The 19,503-nt window shown below is 55.8% G+C and carries 15 protein-coding genes, 1 pseudogene and 1 riboswitch; of the genes and pseudogenes, 6 read left to right on the forward strand and 10 right to left on the reverse strand.

Features of this window, described 5'->3' with window-relative positions; genetic code table 11:
- A pseudogene (locus CEE69_RS09610) lies at positions 1-118 on the forward strand (IS5/IS1182 family transposase); the annotation flags it as partial.
- Here CEE69_RS09610 and CEE69_RS09615 read toward each other — a convergent pair.
- From CEE69_RS09615 to CEE69_RS09650, 8 genes are all read right to left on the reverse strand, one after another.
- The gene (locus CEE69_RS09615; RefSeq protein ID WP_099260492.1) at positions 82-672 is read right to left on the reverse strand and encodes a hypothetical protein; all 591 of its coding nucleotides are present in this window, start codon (positions 670-672) and stop codon (positions 82-84) included. The pseudogene CEE69_RS09610 and the gene CEE69_RS09615 overlap by 37 nt on opposite strands.
- 87 nt (positions 673-759) lie before the next feature.
- Positions 760-1,296 carry a hypothetical protein gene (locus CEE69_RS09620; RefSeq protein ID WP_099260493.1) on the reverse strand — a complete coding sequence of 179 codons (537 nt, stop codon included), beginning with the start codon at positions 1,294-1,296 and terminating at the stop codon, positions 760-762.
- A 451-nt stretch (positions 1,297-1,747) separates the two neighbouring features.
- On the reverse strand, positions 1,748-1,999 hold the full coding sequence (locus tag CEE69_RS09625) for a hypothetical protein (RefSeq protein WP_099260494.1): 252 nt from the start codon (positions 1,997-1,999) through the stop codon (positions 1,748-1,750).
- Positions 2,000-2,006: 7 nt separating this feature from the next.
- Positions 2,007-3,551 (reverse strand): HEAT repeat domain-containing protein, encoded by a 1,545-nt coding sequence (locus tag CEE69_RS09630; RefSeq protein WP_099260495.1) that lies wholly within the window; start codon positions 3,549-3,551, stop codon positions 2,007-2,009.
- A gap of 87 nt (positions 3,552-3,638) precedes the next feature.
- A complete protein-coding gene (locus CEE69_RS09635; protein WP_233215087.1) occupies positions 3,639-3,968 on the reverse strand; it encodes a hypothetical protein in 330 nt (109 codons plus the stop codon).
- A gap of 160 nt (positions 3,969-4,128) precedes the next feature.
- Positions 4,129-4,935 (reverse strand): hypothetical protein, encoded by an 807-nt coding sequence (locus tag CEE69_RS09640; protein WP_099260496.1) that lies wholly within the window; start codon positions 4,933-4,935, stop codon positions 4,129-4,131.
- A gap of 90 nt (positions 4,936-5,025) precedes the next feature.
- Positions 5,026-6,396 (reverse strand): DUF1501 domain-containing protein, encoded by a 1,371-nt coding sequence (locus CEE69_RS09645; protein WP_099260715.1) that lies wholly within the window; start codon positions 6,394-6,396, stop codon positions 5,026-5,028.
- 10 nt (positions 6,397-6,406) lie between these two features.
- On the reverse strand, positions 6,407-9,367 hold the full coding sequence (locus tag CEE69_RS09650; RefSeq protein ID WP_099260497.1) for a DUF1553 domain-containing protein: 2,961 nt from the start codon (positions 9,365-9,367) through the stop codon (positions 6,407-6,409).
- A gap of 276 nt (positions 9,368-9,643) precedes the next feature.
- Positions 9,644-9,727: riboswitch (cyclic di-GMP riboswitch) on the forward strand.
- 80 nt (positions 9,728-9,807) lie between these two features.
- On the opposite strand from CEE69_RS09650, the gene CEE69_RS09655 reads away from it, so the two are divergent.
- The 3 genes from CEE69_RS09655 (at position 9,808) to CEE69_RS09665 (ending at position 12,235) form a co-directional block, all read left to right on the forward strand.
- On the forward strand, positions 9,808-10,458 hold the full coding sequence (locus CEE69_RS09655) for a hypothetical protein (protein WP_099260498.1): 651 nt from the start codon (positions 9,808-9,810) through the stop codon (positions 10,456-10,458).
- Positions 10,459-10,566: 108 nt separating this feature from the next.
- Entirely contained in the window at positions 10,567-11,721 is a 1,155-nt protein-coding gene (locus CEE69_RS09660; RefSeq protein ID WP_099260499.1) for a Tad domain-containing protein, read from the forward strand.
- A gap of 4 nt (positions 11,722-11,725) precedes the next feature.
- On the forward strand, positions 11,726-12,235 hold the full coding sequence (locus CEE69_RS09665) for a TadE family protein (RefSeq protein ID WP_233215088.1): 510 nt from the start codon (positions 11,726-11,728) through the stop codon (positions 12,233-12,235).
- Positions 12,236-12,338: 103 nt separating this feature from the next.
- Here the strand turns inward: CEE69_RS09665 and CEE69_RS09670 are convergent, their stop codons facing one another.
- Both CEE69_RS09670 and CEE69_RS09680 read right to left on the reverse strand, forming a co-directional pair.
- Positions 12,339-13,034: a hypothetical protein gene (locus CEE69_RS09670; protein WP_233215089.1), complete on the reverse strand. Its 696-nt coding sequence runs from the start codon at positions 13,032-13,034 to the stop codon at positions 12,339-12,341.
- Positions 13,035-13,177: 143 nt separating this feature from the next.
- Positions 13,178-14,593 (reverse strand): arylsulfatase, encoded by a 1,416-nt coding sequence (locus tag CEE69_RS09680; RefSeq protein WP_233215090.1) that lies wholly within the window; start codon positions 14,591-14,593, stop codon positions 13,178-13,180.
- A gap of 157 nt (positions 14,594-14,750) precedes the next feature.
- Between CEE69_RS09680 and CEE69_RS09685 the strand changes: the two genes are divergently transcribed.
- Together CEE69_RS09685 and CEE69_RS09690 are read left to right on the forward strand one after the other, a co-directional pair.
- Positions 14,751-16,871 carry an arylsulfatase gene (locus CEE69_RS09685; protein ID WP_099260503.1) on the forward strand — a complete coding sequence of 707 codons (2,121 nt, stop codon included), beginning with the start codon at positions 14,751-14,753 and terminating at the stop codon, positions 16,869-16,871.
- Positions 16,872-17,049: 178 nt separating this feature from the next.
- Entirely contained in the window at positions 17,050-19,338 is a 2,289-nt protein-coding gene (locus CEE69_RS09690; protein WP_233215091.1) for an FAD-dependent oxidoreductase, read from the forward strand.
- Positions 19,339-19,503 lie beyond the last annotated feature (165 nt).

The following is a 19,503-nucleotide window of genomic DNA, read 5'->3' on the forward strand; positions in this document are numbered from 1 at the left end:
GCTCAATCGCTTCCGAGCGATCCTAATACGATGGGATAAGAAAACTCAAAACCATCTTGCTGGGCTACACATCGCTCTGGCCTATTTTGTCCACAGTAGAATCGGGGTTCTCGGATAGGTTCTTAGTGAGGTTCGGTGCTCCATCTCGTTGCCACAATGCGGGCAGTCCGTTGGAATGTTCTGAATCAAATTGCGGATCCAATATATCAGCCATGAAACCGACTGTTCAAAGTCACCGATTGGCCCATCGGAAAAGGAAGCCCTTCGCTCCGGCCTGGCAATGTCGTTTAGCGCGTGCAACTCGCGGGTCCAGCTTAGTATTTGCGGATCACAAAACGTTGCAGCAGTGAGATCGTGTGCAAAACGATTACGAATCTTGCGTACGAAGTGCAGACTTGATTTCGTACCTGATGGAACCAGACCCATCCGGAAGGCGAGTTCGATTTTGGAGCTAAAAGTTCCAAGCGGAGCGTTGCCTCCAGAGAACAGGGGGTCATCCTTCTTTGAGGCCGGTTTAAGCGTCACCGCAAGCAATTGATAGAGCAGTTCGTCGAGGTAACACGCAGATAGAATGACACGTGCCCGCACGCTTTCAGTTTTTATTGAAGCGTCAAAATGATCAGACCATTGCCCCGCAATGTCATCATCCGTTTGGGCGAGTTCGTCAGTCACGGTGCAGGCATAGGATCGTAGGGTATTTGAGTCGGATAACGTTAACGATCACGTGGTCGCCGCGAACGATGCACCACTTCAATAAACTCAGCTCGGCGACTCACGTGCATCGTCTGGTTCGCCGCCTTCACTTCGATTGACGGCGAGGTTCGGTTTCCAGTTGTTGAGGAATTCAGACCGATCAATTGAGAAAGGTCCGTATTCATCAGCCTCCAGTGGGACGATCGATCGTCCGCCAAAGCTGTCCTCATCGCACGTTTCATCGTAGATTAGTAGCTCACCATTGTCGAATCGTTGGATCTGCCGAGCAACCCATCCGTCGGGATGGACCTCGAATAGGAAGTGCGATCCACCCCAACCCGAACAAAGTCCGCCGGAGTCCTCATTCCAATAGCGTCGGTAGTACTGGCATGGCGAAAAGCCAACGATGCAGTCCAATCGTGGTGGCGTAGATCGCTGGATCGCAACAGGATCGCCAGGGCCAATTCGGAAAACGTCGCGAGCGACAGTGTTGGGAACAGACGCGTCGCATTCGACACCGCAGTTCAATGCAACGCGAAATACGTTGTTGTTTTTGTGCTCAATCACATTGCCGTATAGGCCTTCACGTTGTGTTTGAGGCATGATGCAACGAGGGGCTTCGCATTCTCAGGTCGGCGAACTTGTTTCTCACCTGCTGGACAGGTGGGAATTGGTGTGGAGAGTTATTCTACACGGTTGATGTTTGGGAATCAGGCTCGGACTTCGGACTTGTTCTCATCGGTTGGCGCGGACCTCGCCAATGCTTCGCAACGCTGGTTGTAATTGGGTATCAACATCTGTTGGATCAAGCGTGCCTGAGCACTGCGATTCATTGACGACTGGGATTCGCATGCATGTCCGAAATCCGGACGAGGCCAATGGGCTCAGCCGACAGGATCGACTGGTGCAAATGCGGGAATTGGCCGAGGTCGATGCGAGGAGGGCGGAGTGGTGATGGAGAGAATCCCCAGGCGGCAAGCCTAGCCACTATTGAAGCATTGGCTCTCGCGTCAGGTGAGACCTGACCTACATTTAGCACTGCACCCATGCAGAGTCAGACGGACGTTTCCTCGGGATCCTTCAGCACTCGATCGGCTTGATGGATGGCATCGACCAAGGTCTGAAGCGCCGATGAAACTCGATTGAGAGTCGGTGCCAGATCGGCCAAGCACTGTTCTTCGAACTGACGGGCCGGTTCGTCACGCCACACCGATTTGGTCCGCTGCCACTGCTCCGCGAATTCGCTGAACTCGTGCCGCAGTTGATTCTGGGTCTCTTGGATCTGGCCGGTACCAAACGGTTTCATCGTTGATTCACTCCGAGATTCCGTTGGGATTGAAAGTCCGCAGCATCTTACGGCCCTTGTACAAGTGGAACAGATCTTCGGGCTGCGGCGGACGCAACCGTCCACCGGTGGGCAAATCGATCGTTTCCAAACCGTCGGTCACAACCACACATTCTTTCTCGTTTCGAACCGCGGTGAACACACCCGCCGTTTCGTCCAAGAAGAAGCCGAGCCGATCAATCTTCACTTCCTCGTACCCGACGCGTTCCAAGTACGTCTGCAACGGCTCAACGATTCGTCGCTGAGCTTCGTTGAATTCTTTGGAGGGCACCGTGAAAATGTCTTGGTGATCGGCATGCCATCCCGCATAAATCGCGTAGATGTCTTCCGGCGGAAAGTCCGCGACGTCGCATGAGATCGCAAAGATGGTTGGTCCGGTCAAACCAATGTTGCTGTATTGTCGTTCGCCAAAGTTGTATTCAAAGCGGACCAAGAACACGTCGACCGGATCTTCAAAGCTGGGCCACAGCATGCGGCGAGAGTCCACCACTTCGACTCCTGTCGGTGGCACTCCCATCTGCTGAGGCTGAGTCAACCACAATGCCATTTCGGCTTCCGCGATTGCTCGTGGTTCACGATGTTCTTCATCGATCAACTCCTCCAGTCCCAACTCGTCCGCGTAGGCGATCGCTCGCAGTCGAGCGGCTGGTTCGCCCGCCAGTTCGGCCAGGCGTTCTTTACCAGTTTCTTCTCCCAACTTCGCCAGCGCGCCCGCTGCTTCGCATTGAACTCGGCGATGTTTCAAATCCAATGTCTTGTTCAGCTCGCCAATCGAACTTTCTTCGCCGATCAAACCAATCGCATCACAGAGCGACACGGCCAATGCCACCGCTTCACCCAAGACCGCTTGGACCTGTTCCACCTCGGTACCAAAGCTGCGCGGGTCCTCTTCGAACTTCGCCAAACGTCCCGCAACATGACCGAGCAGGGCATTGAGCGAGCCAATGCGACCTTTGGCGGGATGTTCGTTCACCAATCCGGTTCGAGTCACGTGGCCGGCCAAATCCAAGATGGGCGCCGCTAGGGATGGTTCCGAAATCGAATCCAACAAGGACGGGAACACCGCGTCGATGGACCAATCGTTGTGCTGCATCAAAGGGCTGAGAATTTGAGCCGCCGCCATCCAACCCTTGGGTGGTGACTGAGCCAATTGAGTGACCAAGACCCGCAAAGAATCCGGTGTCCGCTGCATCGCCAACAATTGAAGCATCAAGTGCCGATTGGAGACTTCTGGTGAGAGCGATCCGATGATCTTCCCGAGGGTCGCGGGCTCGATCTTCGACAGAGGATCCCCTTCGCCTTTCAGGGTTTTCAGATGAATCAGGCGAAGCAATCCACCGGTGATCGCAGGATCCGCGTCCATCAATCGAGCGGCATCTTCCGCGAGAGCAGCAACCAGCATGGGACCGTCCAAGTTGGGATCGTCCGCCAATTGCTTCAATGCCACGCCAGCTTGAACCGGGTCGGCACCGGCGGCAAGAATTGGGTCAAAGGAGATTTCCGACAAGGTCACGGTTCCAAAGTTTGAAGAGTAAGAATGGGGCAGGGGAGGGCAGGGCAGAGCAGGGTGGTAACGAGCAATGATGATTGCAACACCAGCTCAAGAGTCGTCCGACTCGGGTTCATACGTCAGATCGGGATTCACGGCGTCCGACCAACCCAAGCGATCGATATCTTCCAACGTCGCCCAACGGTTGTTGCCTTGGTAGAGCGGCGACTGATCGATGGGGCACTTCGGTGTTTCAGCATCCGCGTAAATATGCACGCCGTTCAAGTTCGGCTGCAACCAAATGGCTTCGCATTCATCGCAAACCACCAAGCCGTACTTAGGCTTGTTGTCGACCAAACCACAGGCACGGATCGAACACAAACCTTGCTCGCAAATCGGGCAAGAACCGACGCTGTATCGGACACCAGAATTTGAATTCAAGTTGGAACTCGAATTATCGGGAGGGACATCGGAGCTGGAATCAGGGTGAGTCACAGAATTGACTTCCAAACAGAAACGGGATGATTCGGGAGGAGCATCGCTGAAGGTTCAACTTCAAAGCGATGCTTTCGCATATCGAGCAATCAATGCGGAACAGGAACTACAGCGGGAACGCGGTGATCAACCGATTGCCTTCCAATACCAAACGCACTCGGCGAGCCATCGGGTTGCGACTGCGTTGACCATCGCGGCCGCCGACAAAGCCAACTCGTTTTCCCATGTCGACGGTGTAGATGGTTCGTTTCCCGTCGACTTCTTTGGTCGTTCGTTGGTTCGCCTGAGCTTTTTCGTACGCCTTGTCGATCGTCGCGAGGGCTCCCTCCATCTCGCCATCAAAAACCCCGTGTTTGCCTGAACGATTGGGTTGGTCTTTGGTATGACGGCGCAGGTGTTCGAGGCGATGACCTTCGGCACTGCCGGGCGTGTATAGCACGCCCGCCGGTGACATGAACCGGTCGGTGCCAATCTCTCTCAGCAACCCGTACTTCAGATCCGAAGTGTCCTGCGTGGCTTGAGCGGACGCTGAATCAGCACGCGAATCCGGATCTCCGCGGGTCATCTTCGACGCGAGCGGGCCGGGTGATTTGGCGGTCTCGTTCCGCTGCGGCTGCGTTTTGGCCTCACCCCGCGAAGGCGACGATTTCGACGACTCAGCCGGTTTGGGCACCGAACGCGGGTTGGCGGTTTGGTCCGAGACGGGCGAGGGCGAGTTCTCTGCCACCGAGTCTTTGGCGACTTGCTTGCCGGGCAAAGCCGGCAAATTCCAGCCCGTTGCTTCGTTGATCGATGGCCGAAGCAGCGTGTAGCCGCCGATGACGACCGCGATGACGATCCCCGCCACCGTTGTCTGTTTGCCTTTTTTGCCGCCCGGCCGACGGGGCCCGGAGCGAGATTCAGCAGCGTTCATTTCGGTTCAATCAAGCCAGCAAGTTCGAATTCGGTCGTCAATGACCGCCAACTTACCAGCCGATCCCAAAACTGGCCAACCAATGAAGGCTCAGGTCTCCAGGATTTCGCTCACCACTCGCCCGTGGACGTCCGTCAGACGAAAATCGCGACCAGCGTAGGGATACGTCAAACGCTCGTGGTCGATTCCAAGTTGATGCAGCATGGTCGCGTGCAAATCGTGCATGTGAACGCGATCGCGAACCGCGTAGTAGCCATAGTCATCGGTCTCACCGTACGTGATTCCGCCGCGAATCCCGCCACCGCCCAGCACCATTGAGAATCCCTGCGGGTTGTGGTCGCGACCGTTGCTTCCCTGAACAACGGGCGTCCGTCCAAATTCGCCGCCCCATACGACCAATGTGTCTTCCCAGAGCCCGCGTTGCTTCAGATCCGCGAACAATCCTGCGATCGGCAAGTCCGTCTTGGCGGCATTTTTCTGGTGCCCGTTCTTCAAGTTGCCGTGCTGGTCCCACACTTGGCCGCTGCTGACGGTGATGAATCGAACACCGGATTCTGCCAACCGACGCGCCATCAAACAACTGCGTCCAAACGAGTCGGTCGTCTTCTCACCGATCCCGTACAGTTTCTTGGTCGCTTCGGTTTCCTTCGACAAATCCATCACCTCCGGCGCGGTGCCTCGCATCCGATTGGCCAAGTCCACCGCCTCGATCGCACCATCGGTCGCTCGGTCTCGTCCGGCAGATTGAACATGGCCGCGGTTGAGCTGGTTGACCAAGTCAAACTGGTGTCCTTGAGCCGCATCGAGATAGGCAATTTTCCCTTCGCCGATTTGACCGTTCTTGCCGACCACGGTCGCTTGATGCTTGGCCGGCAAGAACGCGGCCCCGTAGTTGCGAGGTCCACCATGGGCCGTCGCGGGTGCGATCGCAACGTGAGCCGGCAAATCCGGATGCCCGGCCCCCAATGCATAACTGATCCATGCACCAACACTGGGGCGAACAAAGTTGTCGCTGCCCGTGTTCACCATCCCGACCGCTTGGCCGTGCGATTGGCCGCGAGTGTGCATGGACCGAACAACGCACAGTGAATCCAGATGCTTGTTCATCTCCGGCAATAAATCGGTTGCCCATAACCCAGCCTCACCGTGTTGCGACCATTTCCAAGGGCTCGCAAGCAATGTCGGTTTGGCACTGATTTGAGGCGGCAACTCGAACGGCAAATCCTTTCCGTTGTCGGCGATCAACCGCGGCTTGTAATCAAACGTGTCGACATGCGACGGTCCGCCATGCATGAACAAGAAGATCACGCGTTTGGCCTTCGCCGGATGATGCTGCACGGGAGTCTGCTCACCCGCACTGTTCGACCAAGCGTTGGAAGCAGGAACCGCAGAAGCAGTTACGGCCAACGCACCAGTCGTCCAAGTCGATTGGACCAAGCAATCTCGACGGTTCAGTTTCATCAGTTTCGCCTCAATCCAAGAATCGAAATTCGGTGCTCGCAAACATCGCCGCGATCCATTCGCGATAACGTTCTTCGTCGCTCGACATGGCCTTCGCCACATCGCTTTCCAACCAAGCGTGCAAGATTTGTACGTCGACCGGTCGAGGGTCACGAGAGAACAACACGGCGCAGGCCCACCGGACACGCTGTGTGTCGTCGGTTGTCTCTTTCATCATTCGCTTCGTCGTTTGCATCGCCCATCGACGTACCTCGGGGCTGCCGATCAACGTCAACGCTTGCGCCGGCACGTTCGTTGTCGGTCGTTTCCCAACCAACAAATCCGGATCCGCGGCGTCCAGGTTCGCCAGCAACGGTGGCACTTCGGATCGAATCAATGGCAAGTAGATTGTTCGCTTCGGATCATCCAGCCCAAACTTGGTGGTCGCTTTGGAGTTGGCGTTGTTTTGACTGACCAAGGTCGCGTAGCTGTCCATCAAGTTTTCACGACCGCTGGGGTCGAGCGTGCCGGCAGCAACCAACATCGCATCGCGAATCGCTTCCGCGGGAATGCGTCTGCGAACGGCCCGACCTCGCCATCTATTTTCAGGATCAAGTGAGACTCGCGGATCGTCATCCGAAACCATCGATCGTGAATACGCGTCGCTGCAAACGATGTTTCGAATCAAACGTTTCTGACGCCAACCGTTGCGTACAAAGTCGATCGTCAACGCATCCAGCAACTCGGGATGAGTCGGTTTCTCGCCCCGAACGCCGAAGTTGTCGACGGTCCGCACCAGTCCTTCGCCCATCAGGTGCATCCAGATTCGGTTGACACTGACCCGCGCGGTCAGCGGGTGATCAGGATCGGTCAACCACTGTGCCAACTCCAACCGACCGCTTCCTTCCAAGGGTTCAAACGCGGTGGTGGATTCGCTGAAGACCTGCGGAATGCCTCTCGGGACGATGTCGCCCAGATTGCTGACCTCACCCCGAATATGAATCGGGCAATCCTCCTGCTCATCGCTCGGTAAATCGGCCAGCGCCATCGCGGTCGGAACGGGGGGCGGAGCATTGGCGACCAAATCGGCTCGTTGTGACTTCAGTTGCTTGAGTGTCTGAGTCAACGTGGTTCGCATCGCGATGGTTTGTTCAATCGCCGCGTCTGATTCACCCGGGTCCTTTTCGCCATCGACCTGAACCCACTGCACGGCATCGGCGATCACATAACCATCCGTCCCACGGTTCGAAAGGGTGACCTGCGACTGAGTTTCCGCCTCGCACTCAAAATCCTTCAGCACGCTGTACGTGCCCGTCGTCGGAGGAACCGTCTGATTCAAAACCAGATCGTGAGTCTCGTCGTTCAACTGCACCGTGACAGGCAGATTCGACGCCCGATTGCCGCTGGAGTTGTAGTGAACCCGAAGCTCATACCGTCCGGCATTGGGCAAGACTGCGGCAAACCGGATCGACGCCTCGCCTTTGTTTCGATTTTCGTCGTGCACATAACCTTTGCCAACAAACCCAGATTTGTACGTCGATTCAACCCAGTGACCTTCACGAACGGCATCGACATCATCGATCGTGATTCCTTCGAGTTCCGTCTTCTCTGCCAGAACCTTCAGTTCCGACTCGACTGCTTTGATCTCTTGATCGAGGTCTTGCAGCGATTTTTCGTGAGCACGAATGGACTCCTTGTGCTTCATTGAAATCGGAAGCGGAGTTTTCTTCCAAGTGCTGACGTATTGCTGCGACTCACCATGCAGTGTTCGCGTGCTGCGAAAGATCCCCGCCATCGCGTAGTAGTCTCGCGTGGTGATGGGATCAAACTTGTGATCGTGACAGCGAGCACAACCAAACGTCATGCCAAGAAAAGCACGTCCGACCGTGTCGAGTTGCTCGTCGACCACATCCATCCGCAACTTGGTTTTGTTGCGTTCACTCAGCATCTTGGTGCCGATCATCAAGAACGTGGTGGCGACCAACTTGTCACGTCGATCTTCATCGGAAGAGGCCGGCATCATATCACCCGCGATCTGTTCGCGAATCATCCGGTCGATCGGCATGTCGTTGGCAAACGCCCGCACCAAGTAATCGCGATACCGCCAAGCGTCGTGATGGGTCGCATTGAAATCGCTGCCGTTGCTGTCGGCATAGCGAGCCACGTCCATCCAGTGCCTCGCCCAATGTTCCGCGAACTGCGTGCTGGCCAGATAGCGATCCACCAATCTCCGCCAATGTGCGTCGCTGGGATCCGCTTGAAATTGCCGAAGCGTTTCAGGATCAGGTGGCAATCCTGTCAGATCAAACGCCAAACGTCGCAGCCGCACACTTGGGCTTGCGATCGGAGTCGCGGTCAAACCTTCCGCGTCCAAGCGTCGTTGCAGGTAGGCATCAATCGCGGAATCAGAATCAAACGCAACCGGCGACTCGCTCGCACGTGGAGGCTGAAACGCCCAAAACTGCCGAGCCTGCTCCCAGTCGAATGACTTTGGCTGAGAACTTGTGAGCTGTTCCTCTTCATCCATCAATCTTGGATCAGCCGCACCATCGCGAATCCATTTTTCAAAATCTCGCACCACGTGGTCGGGCAGCTTTCCCGAGGGTGGCATCTCGGAGGACTCGTACCGAATCGCCGCCATCAGTTCGCTTGCTGCGGGATCGCCAAGTCGGATGGCCGGCCCACTGTCACCGCCAACTTCCCATCCTTCCTTCACATCCAAACGCAACGAACCGCCCAGGTCTTCCGAATCCTCCGCATGGCATTCATAGCAATATTCGATCAGAACCGGACGAATGCGAGCTTCGAAGAAGTCAAAGGATTCTTCGTTCGATTCATCCGCGGAAACCATCGCCGCACAACCGATGGTTAGCCAAACAAAAGCCAGCATCCATCGAGCGGTCGGCCAACGATTGGCGATCGAACAACATCGATCGCGGTTTGATTGAGCGATGTCGTAGTCAAACGAGGGCGGGGCGAACGGACTCTTCATTACAGAACCGTCGATCAAAAGGTGGGGGAGAGGCGGGCCCTATAGGGTACACCATTCCCAACAACCGTGTGCCGCGCGAGTCATCGCACCATCAATCAGTTGGAACCAGAGGTCAAAAGTCGACCATTCCGCTGCAAAATCGTTTCAACCGGCACGAGCGGGCGAACCACTGTCGCAGTCGCACAATTTGCAACCGGGGATGGCTCACAAAAGCCCACCTGCTCATTCGTGACCTAGTGTTTGTGTTAGCGACGTTGTGGGCTTCCGATTCGACATTCAAGAAAACGGCAAACCACGTGTAAACGTGGGACGCAAAGTCATGGATCCATGTTGAAAAACTTGGACTGCCAGACCGCCCTGGATGCTTATCGACATCGCGAGAAGATGTGGTTGTCACATCGAGCGGGGGGGATTTCCTGCTCACACCGAAGGCGCACACCATGCGGAACGAACTTGCCCTTTCAAAGCTACTCCTCGCGAGCCTGCTGGCCTTATGGGGTTCACTCACTCCAAGCGACGTCTCTGCAGACGATCGTAAATCGATCTACTTCATCGAAGAAAACTGGGAACTGACGCTGGGCGATCCTGAGCCTGACATCAATTCGCCACAAGTATCGTTTTTCGTCTTTCCGAACCGAGACGACGAATCTCGCTACTTCGAGTTGCAACTGAACTATGCCGCGGATGCAACCTATTCAAGCGGAGGGTTCCGCGTCACGGCGGCGGTCAACGACAAGGCGGTCGACCACGAACGCGGCGGGAACTTCCAAAACTGGTCCGCAAGCAACGATTGCATCCGATGGACAACCGTCATGGCCGTCAAGAACTCTCGCTATCTCTTTGCGATCAAAAATGGTGAGTCGGCTGATTGGGGAGCCTTTGGAGGCCCCGACTACTTGGTTGAGATGCCGCATGAAAGCGGTGATGGTCTGATGAAATATCACCCCGATACAAGCCTCGCGAATGTCGACATCGGATTCGGAGCCAATCGTGTTCGTTCAATTCGATTGAAAAGTATCCGGGTCGTTTTTGAGGATGGCAGTGATCAAGTCATCACAATCAATCTGACACCGACGTCGATCAATTCGTGATCGAACGATCGGATCAACGTATCGTGCCCATGCACAGTGGACGAATCTTCAGAAGATTATCCGTTCGTCTCCAACCATCGCGTTCTGCCATCATCCAGTTGAAATCAAATGTCATCCAAATCGATCATCCAACTCCGCTATTGCATTCAAGAGCCTGAATCCCGACGCGGCGCCGCGGGAATCTTTGGCCTTATTCTCTGTGTCGCATTGTTCACCGTTCTGGCGGTCGTTTCAGAATTTGCCTACATCAACACCGCAAGAACAGAACTCTCCAGGTCCGCCGATTCTGCTGCACTCGCGGGAGCCTGGGCGTTGTATGACGCTCGCGTCAACGGGGACCACGATGGCGTCAGCCAGGTAAAGTCTTCGGCAGACCTAATCAGCTCAGCCAATCACATCGGACAAGTCCAGGCTCATGTTGGCTCAGTCGATCACGCAGTCGAGATTGGGTCTTACGATCATGCGACTCTAGTCTTTGAGCCAATGAATGATTGGGCGTCGGCCAACGCGGTCCGCGTGAATCTCCATCTGACAAACTCGGCTCATGGCGAACTTCCGTTGCAGCTGGCTGGATTGACTGGACGAAAATCGCAATCTCTTCGTCAAAGCGTGACTGCAGCATTCCAACACAATATCAGCGGGTTCAAGCGTCCACCGAACAATGGAACCAAGATTGACATCTTGCCCATTGCTCTGGATGAGGAAACTTGGCAACTGGTCAGTGACAAACAAACTTCTGACGACTTGATGTACTTCAACGGATCGGTCGTGGAAGGAAGCGACGGCTTCCACGAATGCTCACTCTATCCAACGGGAACCGGTGCTCCTGGTAATCGTGGCACGGTCGACATTGGTTCATCCAACAACAGCACCAGCGATCTTCGCCGCCAGATTCTCTATGGAATCTCGCAAGATGATTTTGATGCTTTGGGACGTGAATTGGTCTTTGATGAACACGGCGAACTGTCCTTGAACGGCGACACGGGAATCAGTGCGGGAATCAAAGCCGAACTCAGCTCCATCATCGGTGAGAAAAGGATCATTCCGATCTTCCGCAAGGTGCATGGCAACGGCAACAACGCCAATTACACGATCGTGCGGTGGGAAGGGGTGAGAATACTCAGCGTGAAGCTAACCGGCCCGATGAAGAAGAAGCACCTAACGATCCAGCCCACCCCGATGATTGCGAGAGGATGCGAATTCGACTTCGCAGGCAATGTCCACAGCGAGTTTTTGTACTCTCCTGCAATGTTGGTGGACTGATCTCATGAAACGTTCATTGAAAGGAAGACCTGCCAGCCGGCGACCCGCCGAGTCTAGATTCTCTTGGGAACGAAGGTCTCGCAAGAAGACGGAATGCAATGCCAGCACATCTCGACGATCGTCTTTGTTGCGTCATGGGGCTGCGGCCGTCGAATTCGCATTCATCGCCCCGTTGATGATCTTCTTGACCTTCGGGCTGATCGAACTTGGAAGACTCAGCATGCTTCGTGACAGTGCGATTCATGCCACCCGCGAGGGCGCTCGAGTTGCAATCAAGCCATCGGCAACGACGAGCGAAATTTCCTCTCGAGTGGAGGAAGAACTTGGTTTGATGGGGATCAGTGGCGGCAGCTCAACCGTCGATTTCACGAGCGACGGTTCCACCGGAGTGGAATTGGTCACAGTCAACGTTTACATCCCAATTGGCGAAAACAGCTGGCTACCAAACACTCTCGCGATGGGACACACCAACATTGAAGGATCCACGACCATGCGGCGTGAGAGCAGCAACTGATATTGAGTTGAATTCCCAGGAGCTCGCTCACACGACTACCGCTTGAATATGAATGTTCGGCGTTGCGTCAACCAACGCCGAACATTCCTTCAAAATCCAAACTTCAATCTTCTGATTTTGCAGCTTCCTCATCCGATGCGTCCGACGGTTCCTCTTCGTCCTTCGCACTCGCTGCAGCTTTCTGTTCTTGCTGGCGACGCTCTTCTTCACGTTGCTTGCGTTCTTCTTCCAAAGCCGCGTTGGCTTTGTCCAAGCTGGCCTTCGCGCTGGTGAGCTGCTGTTGCAATTCACCGGTTTGAGCTTCCATGTCCTTCTTCAACGTTGCGACTTCTTGCTGAAGCTTTTTGCGTTGTTGCTGAGCGATAAGCTGGGCTTGCTCGGCTAGCTCCCGAGCGGCGTCAGACTGTTTCTCAGCCTTCTTGGCTCGCTCAGTTTGGGCTGCGACATCGGCTTTCAAGGCAGCGAGCTGCTCTTCCAATGAAGCGACCTTCTCGTTTGCTTCCGCGATCGCAGCGTCTTTCTCTTCCAACGATTGATTGGCCGCCGCGACTTCATCTCGCAATGCAACCAACTCGGTCGTCAGTGCGACGTTCAACTCGCTGGGATTGTCCATTCCACCCATGTCGTGAGCGGTCATGCCACCGGCGACCGAGGAACATTTCGTCACCTCGGTGGGACACGCGGGAGCGGTCACGCACTTGGGGGCACAGGTGGTTTTGCGAAAAAAATCGCCCGCGAAACTGGGTGCGGCGAATGAAAGGGCCAGCGTGAATGCGGCCGTCGAAGTCTTCTTCATCATGGTGTCGATCTTCTAGGGTGGGTCAAAACAGGTGGGATCGGAGAAGGTCGCTGCTATTCGCGACGTCTCCGATTTCATCCTAGTTACGACCGCCGATCGCACAGCAAAAAATCCGCCGATCTCGGCTCAACGAGGGCATCCCCTCAAAACAGCCCGTCTTCGCGAGCCATTTCGACCATTCGTTTCAGCTCCTCGGGATGGTCTTTCGAAACATCGTTTTTCTCCCCCGGATCAGACGACAAATCAAACAGTTTCCAACCACCCTCGTTGACAACTGGCTTGCCATTTCCGCTACGTCGTTTCTTGGTTCCGCCGGGATAGTTCACCGCTTTCCATTTTTCTGAACGAAGCCCAACCGAGGTCGGGCCTTCGCTGCTGGCCCAGTACAAATAGCGATGCTTGGTTTGCTTCTCAGGTTGATTCAGCAAAGCGGGCAGGTAGGAAATCCCATCGATGTCTGCTGGAGGTTCCGCACCAGCTAACTCGCACGCGGTCGGCAAGAAGTCCCAAAACGCGGAAGGATGATCGCTGATCGAATTCGGTTCGATCGTCCCCTGCCATTTCGCAATGAAAGGCACGCGAATGCCTCCTTCGTGCATCGAACGCTTGCTGCCTTGAAGCGGACCGCTGCTGTTGAAGAACAAATCGCTGTGGCCTCCCTCATGATGCGGCCCATTGTCGGACGTGAAGATTACCAGCGTCTTTTCGGTCAGATTGAGCTCCGCCAACAAAGCCATCATGCGGCCCATGTCTCGATCCATCCGAGTGATCATCGCCGCGAAACCTTTCTCTGGGTTGGGCCATCCTTCATTGGCGTAGATGCCATAGTCAGGCACCTCCATTCCGTCGCCGTTCAATCGACCGCCTTCGTTGTTGGCATGCGGGATTGTCCAGTGAACGTGTAACAGAAACGGATCGGACTGATGCTCGCGAATGAAATCAAACGCTGCATCCGTCATCACATCGTGCGAGTACGTTTCTCGTTTGACCGCAACGCGACCGCGAGCGATTGGATCGGTGCTGATGACGTTGCCGGGATAAAAACGCTGCTCGTAGTTTTGCCACAAGAACGGTGGGTAGTAGTTGTGGGCATTCGATTGATGCATGTAGCCCGTCCAAGCATCGAATCCATTGGCGAGCGGATGGCCCGGGTTCTCGATCTCTTCGGGAACATCCACGTTGCCGAGAGCCCATTTGCCGACTCCTCCAGTCGCGTACCCAGCTTCCGACAGCAACGAGGCCACGGTCGGTTGCTCTCCCGTCAAATTGCGAGCCGCGTTGCCAATCAATCCGGTGCTGCCAACATGCTTGCCCGTCCACAGCGTCAAGCGAGAAGGGCGACACACGGTGTGGCCGGCGTAGTGATCGGTGAATCGAATTCCATCTGCCGCCATTTGGTCCAGATGCGGCGTCTGAATCCGAGTTTGGCCGTAACACCCCAGGTCGCCGTATCCAAGGTCATCGGCCATCACATAAATGATGTTGGGCCGGAGTGCCTCGCCGCTGACGGACGAATCGGCTGTGTTCGACTCGTCCCCTGAGACGATTTGGCAACTCACGACGATCCAGCAAAACGCCCCAGCCCAACGCGGGAAAGACAGGAGGAATCGAGACGATGTTTGCATTTGGACCAGCCTCGCGAGGTTCATATTTCGGTTCTAATCTTTGGGCATCAAGTGAGTTCGGCAGGGGTGCCACGATCCTTCTCAGATTAACATGCCGACGAAGACAATGAACGACGACCTAGGAAAACACGCAATGAACGCTCGGCGAATCTCCTGCACCACACTCCTGATGCTCTGTTTCAGCGTTGCGAATTTCGCCCACGGTGCAGACGAGGACACTCCACCACAGCGTCCCAACGTGCTGTTGATCATGGTCGATGACCTTGGGTATTCCGATCTGGGGTGCTACGGCAGCGAGATCGAAACACCCAACTTGGATGCATTGGCAGCCAGCGGACTGCGTTTCTCGCAGTTCTACAACACCGCCAAGTGCCACTCCTCACGCGTGTCGTTGCTGACCGGACAATACTGCATCGCGGCGGGAGACACCTCGCTGGCCCATGCCGTCACCAGCGCCGAAGTGTTGCAAGCCGATGGCTACTTCACCGCCATGTCCGGCAAATGGCACCTCGACAAACAGCCCACCGACTTCGGTTTCCAACGCTACTTCGGTCACCTCAGCGGCGCCTGCAATTACTTCCGAGGCGACAACACGTTCCGTTTAAATGGCGAACCCTGGTCGGTTCCCGAGAAGGACTTTTACACAACAGTCGCCGATGTCGATTACGCGATGCAGTTTCTCAACGAAGCGGAGGAGAACGTCGATCCGTGGTTCCTTTATCTCGCCTTCAACGCGCCGCACGCACCCCTGCAAGCCTTGCCGGAAGACTACGCCAAATATAAAGGTCGCTACGACGAGGGATGGGACAAAATCCGTGAACAACGTGTCCAGCGTCAACACGAACTGGGCCTGTTGCCAAAGACATCACAACCTAGCGAGCGACCCGCGCACATCCCGGCTTGGGAGACGTTGACAGAGAAACGCAAGGGGTTTGAAAACAAACGCATGACGGCGTTGGCGGGCATGATCGATCGCGTGGATCAAGAAGTCGGCCGGTTGATCGAACATCTCGATGAGACCGGCGAACTTGACAACACATTGATCTGGTTTGTTTCCGACAACGGTGCTTGTCCGTACGATCGAGTCAGCCAAAAGATCGAAGCGGAACCAACCAGTGGCGATGTCTCTTGGAGCGATTCCACCGGATGGGCCTGGGCACGCAACTCACCGTTCCGCTTGTACAAACAAAATCAAACCGAAGGTGGCATCAGCACGCCCGCAATCGTCCACTGGCCCAAAGGTTTGAAAACAGAAGCCGGCAGCATCGAGCGCAACCCGGCTCACTTGATCGACATCTTACCAACGATCGCCGAGGCGGCAGGAAGCACGATTCCAACCACGCATCCCAACCGTGAGTTGCGACCGGTTTCCGGCCAATCGTTGCTGCCGATTTTTCGAGGTCAAAGCATCGATCGAGAAGAACCGATTCACTTGTTGTTTTCATCGGATCGGGGCCTTCGCGATGGCGACTGGAAGATCGTGAGTTTCCGCCAAGAACCGTGGGAGCTCTACAACATCTCGACCGACCGGATGGAGCAAAACAATCTTGCCCACCAACATCCTGAGCGTCTGTCTCGCATGGAGAGCAAGTGGAATCAAATGGCGGAGGATGTCCTGCACACGCAAACCTTCGAACCTAAATCTAACGCTGAAGCGAAAGCTCCGAGTTCGATGACGGCCACTCACCCCGAGTGGACAGATTTCTCCGTCGATCCGAAGAACAACGTTCGCGGAAGTGCCGGTCGCAAGAAAAACGCTCGGTCGGCGTCCAAAGACAAACCGTCCGCAAGCGGTTCCATCCGAGCCCGCAAGAACACGCGGCTTGAACGACGCGAATCCGAATTGCATCTTACGTTCACTGGTGACGATCCAGGAATCGCGATCGATCACTTGCCGGCGAACCTTCCGCCGGGGCCCTATCAATTGGCGTTTGAACTGCTCAGCGAAGCCGAAGGAAACGGCGAAGTGTTCTACACAACGAGCGCAGACCGATCGCTTCCCAAGGGTTCGAACATCCCATTCAATGTCAAAACCGATGGCCAGTGGCATTCTCACACCATCCCGCTCGGCGACGCTTCCAAAATCTATCGATTGCGACTGGACGTCAGTGAAGGCAAAGGCTTGGCCCAGCTTCGGAATTTGCGGCTTCTGTCATCGCAAAACGATTCGGTGATTCGTTGGCCAAACACGAAAACCAAGGTTCTCAAGTGACGCCGAATGGTGCGTGAAATTTCTTTGTTGGCGGCATTGAAATGGACGAACCAGAAGAGTCCTTGGGCTATGCTATTGCGTTCCCCAATCCCACCTTGCGAATCCCACCCCACACCGAGAAACGATCCCTGGAATGTTGCACCGCCAGAGCTTCCCGACATTGCTTTTAAACCGCCAAATGACCTCCGTTTGGCTTCGCATCGCGTTGATCACGATGACGACCGCGATGATGCTAGCCAGTCCATCGCAAGCGGCCGATGTGTTTGTCGAGGCGGAAAGCTTTGACACCCACGGTGGATGGCAATTGGACACCCAGTTCATCCAGCAAATGGGATCGCCGTACTTGATCGCTCATGGACTGGGGCAACCGGTCGATGATGCGACCACCAACGTTGCGATCCCCGAGTCCGACAAGTACCGGGTCTGGGTTCGCACGATTGACTGGGTTCGTCGCTGGGACGCGTCGCCTTCCCCGGGAAAATTCGAACTCCACGTCGACGGCAAAAAACTGGACACCACCTTTGGCACCCAGCATGCCAACTGGGATTGGCAAGACGGTGGCGTGGTCTCGTTGGACAAGGGTGACCACACGCTATCGCTGAAAGATCAAACCGGTTTTGATGGTCGCTGCGATTGCATCTATCTGACCACCGAACTAGACGAAACACCGCCTGCCGTGGACGACGTGTTGTCGCCGTGGCGTCGAAAGCAACTGGGCCTGCCAGAGCAACCTGTCACCAAGGGTCCCTACGACTTGGTCGTCGTGGGCGGCGGCTACGCGGGAATGGCTTCGGCGATTTCAGCGGCTCGAATGGGATGCCGCGTGGCATTGATTCAAGACCGCGGCGTGTTGGGCGGCAACGGTTCCAGCGAAGTGCGAGTGTGGGCGATGGGCAACATCCGTCGCGGCAAGTTCCCTCGCATCGGCGAGATCGTCGAAGAGTTCTCTGACGAAGCCACCAAATCGCCCGGCACCTACGAGGAGTTCGGTGACGAGCAAAAGGAAGAGATCGTCACAGCCGAACCGAACATCGATTTGTTCCTGAATCATCACGCTTACGCGGTGAAGATGAAGGAAGGCAGCGAAACCAAACAGATCGAACATGTGCTGGCCTTGAACACCAAAACCGGCGAAGACCTGCGGGTTTCCGGCGACCGTTTCGTCGACTGCACCGGACATGGATGGATCGGCGAATGGGCCAACGCGGATTTGGACATCACCGACAAAGGCCGCATGGGCATGAGCAACATGTGGCGTTGGGACGAAGTCCAGCAGGCTCCTGAATTCCCCGCCACGCCTTGGGCGTTGCCACTGAACATGGACGACTTCCCGTACCCACGTGATCATCATGGTCAATGGTTCTGGGAAAGTGGTTTTGACATCGATCCACTCGGCGACGCCGAAGCGATCCGCGACTGGAACCTGCGAGCCGTCTACGGCGCGTTCAACGCGATGAAGAATGGTGACGGTGCCGCCGAACACCCCAACGCTCAATTGACCTGGGTGGCTTACATCGGTGGCCCTCGAGAAAGTCGCCGACTGCTTGGCGACGTGGTCTTGAACCAAGAAGACGTCGTCAGCAAGCGAGACTTCCCGGATGGCTGCGTCCCCAGCACTTGGTCGATCGACTTGCACTACCCCAAAAAGGAATACGCCACCAAGTTCCCCGAAAACCCGTTCATCAGCATCGCAGTGCACGACCGCCGCGTGGATCGTTCTTACGGATACCCCGTTCCGTATCGCTGCTTTTACAGCCGCAACGTCGACAACTTGTTCATGGCCGGTCGCTGCATCAGCGTCACCCACGAAGCCCTCGGCACCGTCCGCGTGATGAAGACGTGCGGCATGATGGGCGAGGTCGTTGGCAAAGCCGCCTCTCTTTGCACGCTGAACGATTGCACTCCTCGCGACATCTACGAAGAACACTTGGACGACCTGCTGGAACTGCTCGAACTGCCTGGCAAGGCTCGCCGAAGCACGCCTTCCGCGACGATCGTGATCCCGGATGACGCGATGGAAAAAGCCGGCCCGTACGGCCCCATGTCAGGCTTGGATCCCGATAAATTGCCCGGCATCGTGATCGATGATCGACAAGCCAAGACGACAGGCAAATGGGCCAAGGGACAAGGTCTCAAGGGCTACGTCGGCTGGGAATACCGCTACGCATCGGCCAACTCCGAAGCGACCGCCACCTTCCAAACCAAGTTGAAGGAAGCCGGTCAGTACGAGTTGCAGATCTACAGTGCCCCTCATGAAAATCGTGCCACGAAGCTAGCCATCACCGTGACCGCGCCCGGACAAGAACCGAAAACCGTTCGGATCAACCAACGCGACACGCAAGGCGGTGCGATTCCGGCCGGCAAGTACTTCTTGCCCGCGGGAGCCGAAGTGACCGTTGACTTTTCCGCCAAAGACTCGGGCGGCACCGTGCACCTCGACGCGATCGGATGGGTCAAACAACCTTGAGCCGAACCGAGGCTGATCAAACTCGATACCGACGCAGCGTTACGCTTTTACTGCGTTTCCGATTCCTCGCCTGTCACCTCTCCCCCGACGAAGTTGGGGGAGAGGTCGGACCGAGCGTCCAGCGAGATCCGGGTGAGGGGGCCCGCTGCGTTCAAGACACATGTT

The sequence above is a fragment of the Rhodopirellula bahusiensis genome (genome assembly GCF_002727185.1).
Taxonomy (GTDB): Bacteria; Planctomycetota; Planctomycetia; order Pirellulales; family Pirellulaceae; genus Rhodopirellula; species Rhodopirellula bahusiensis.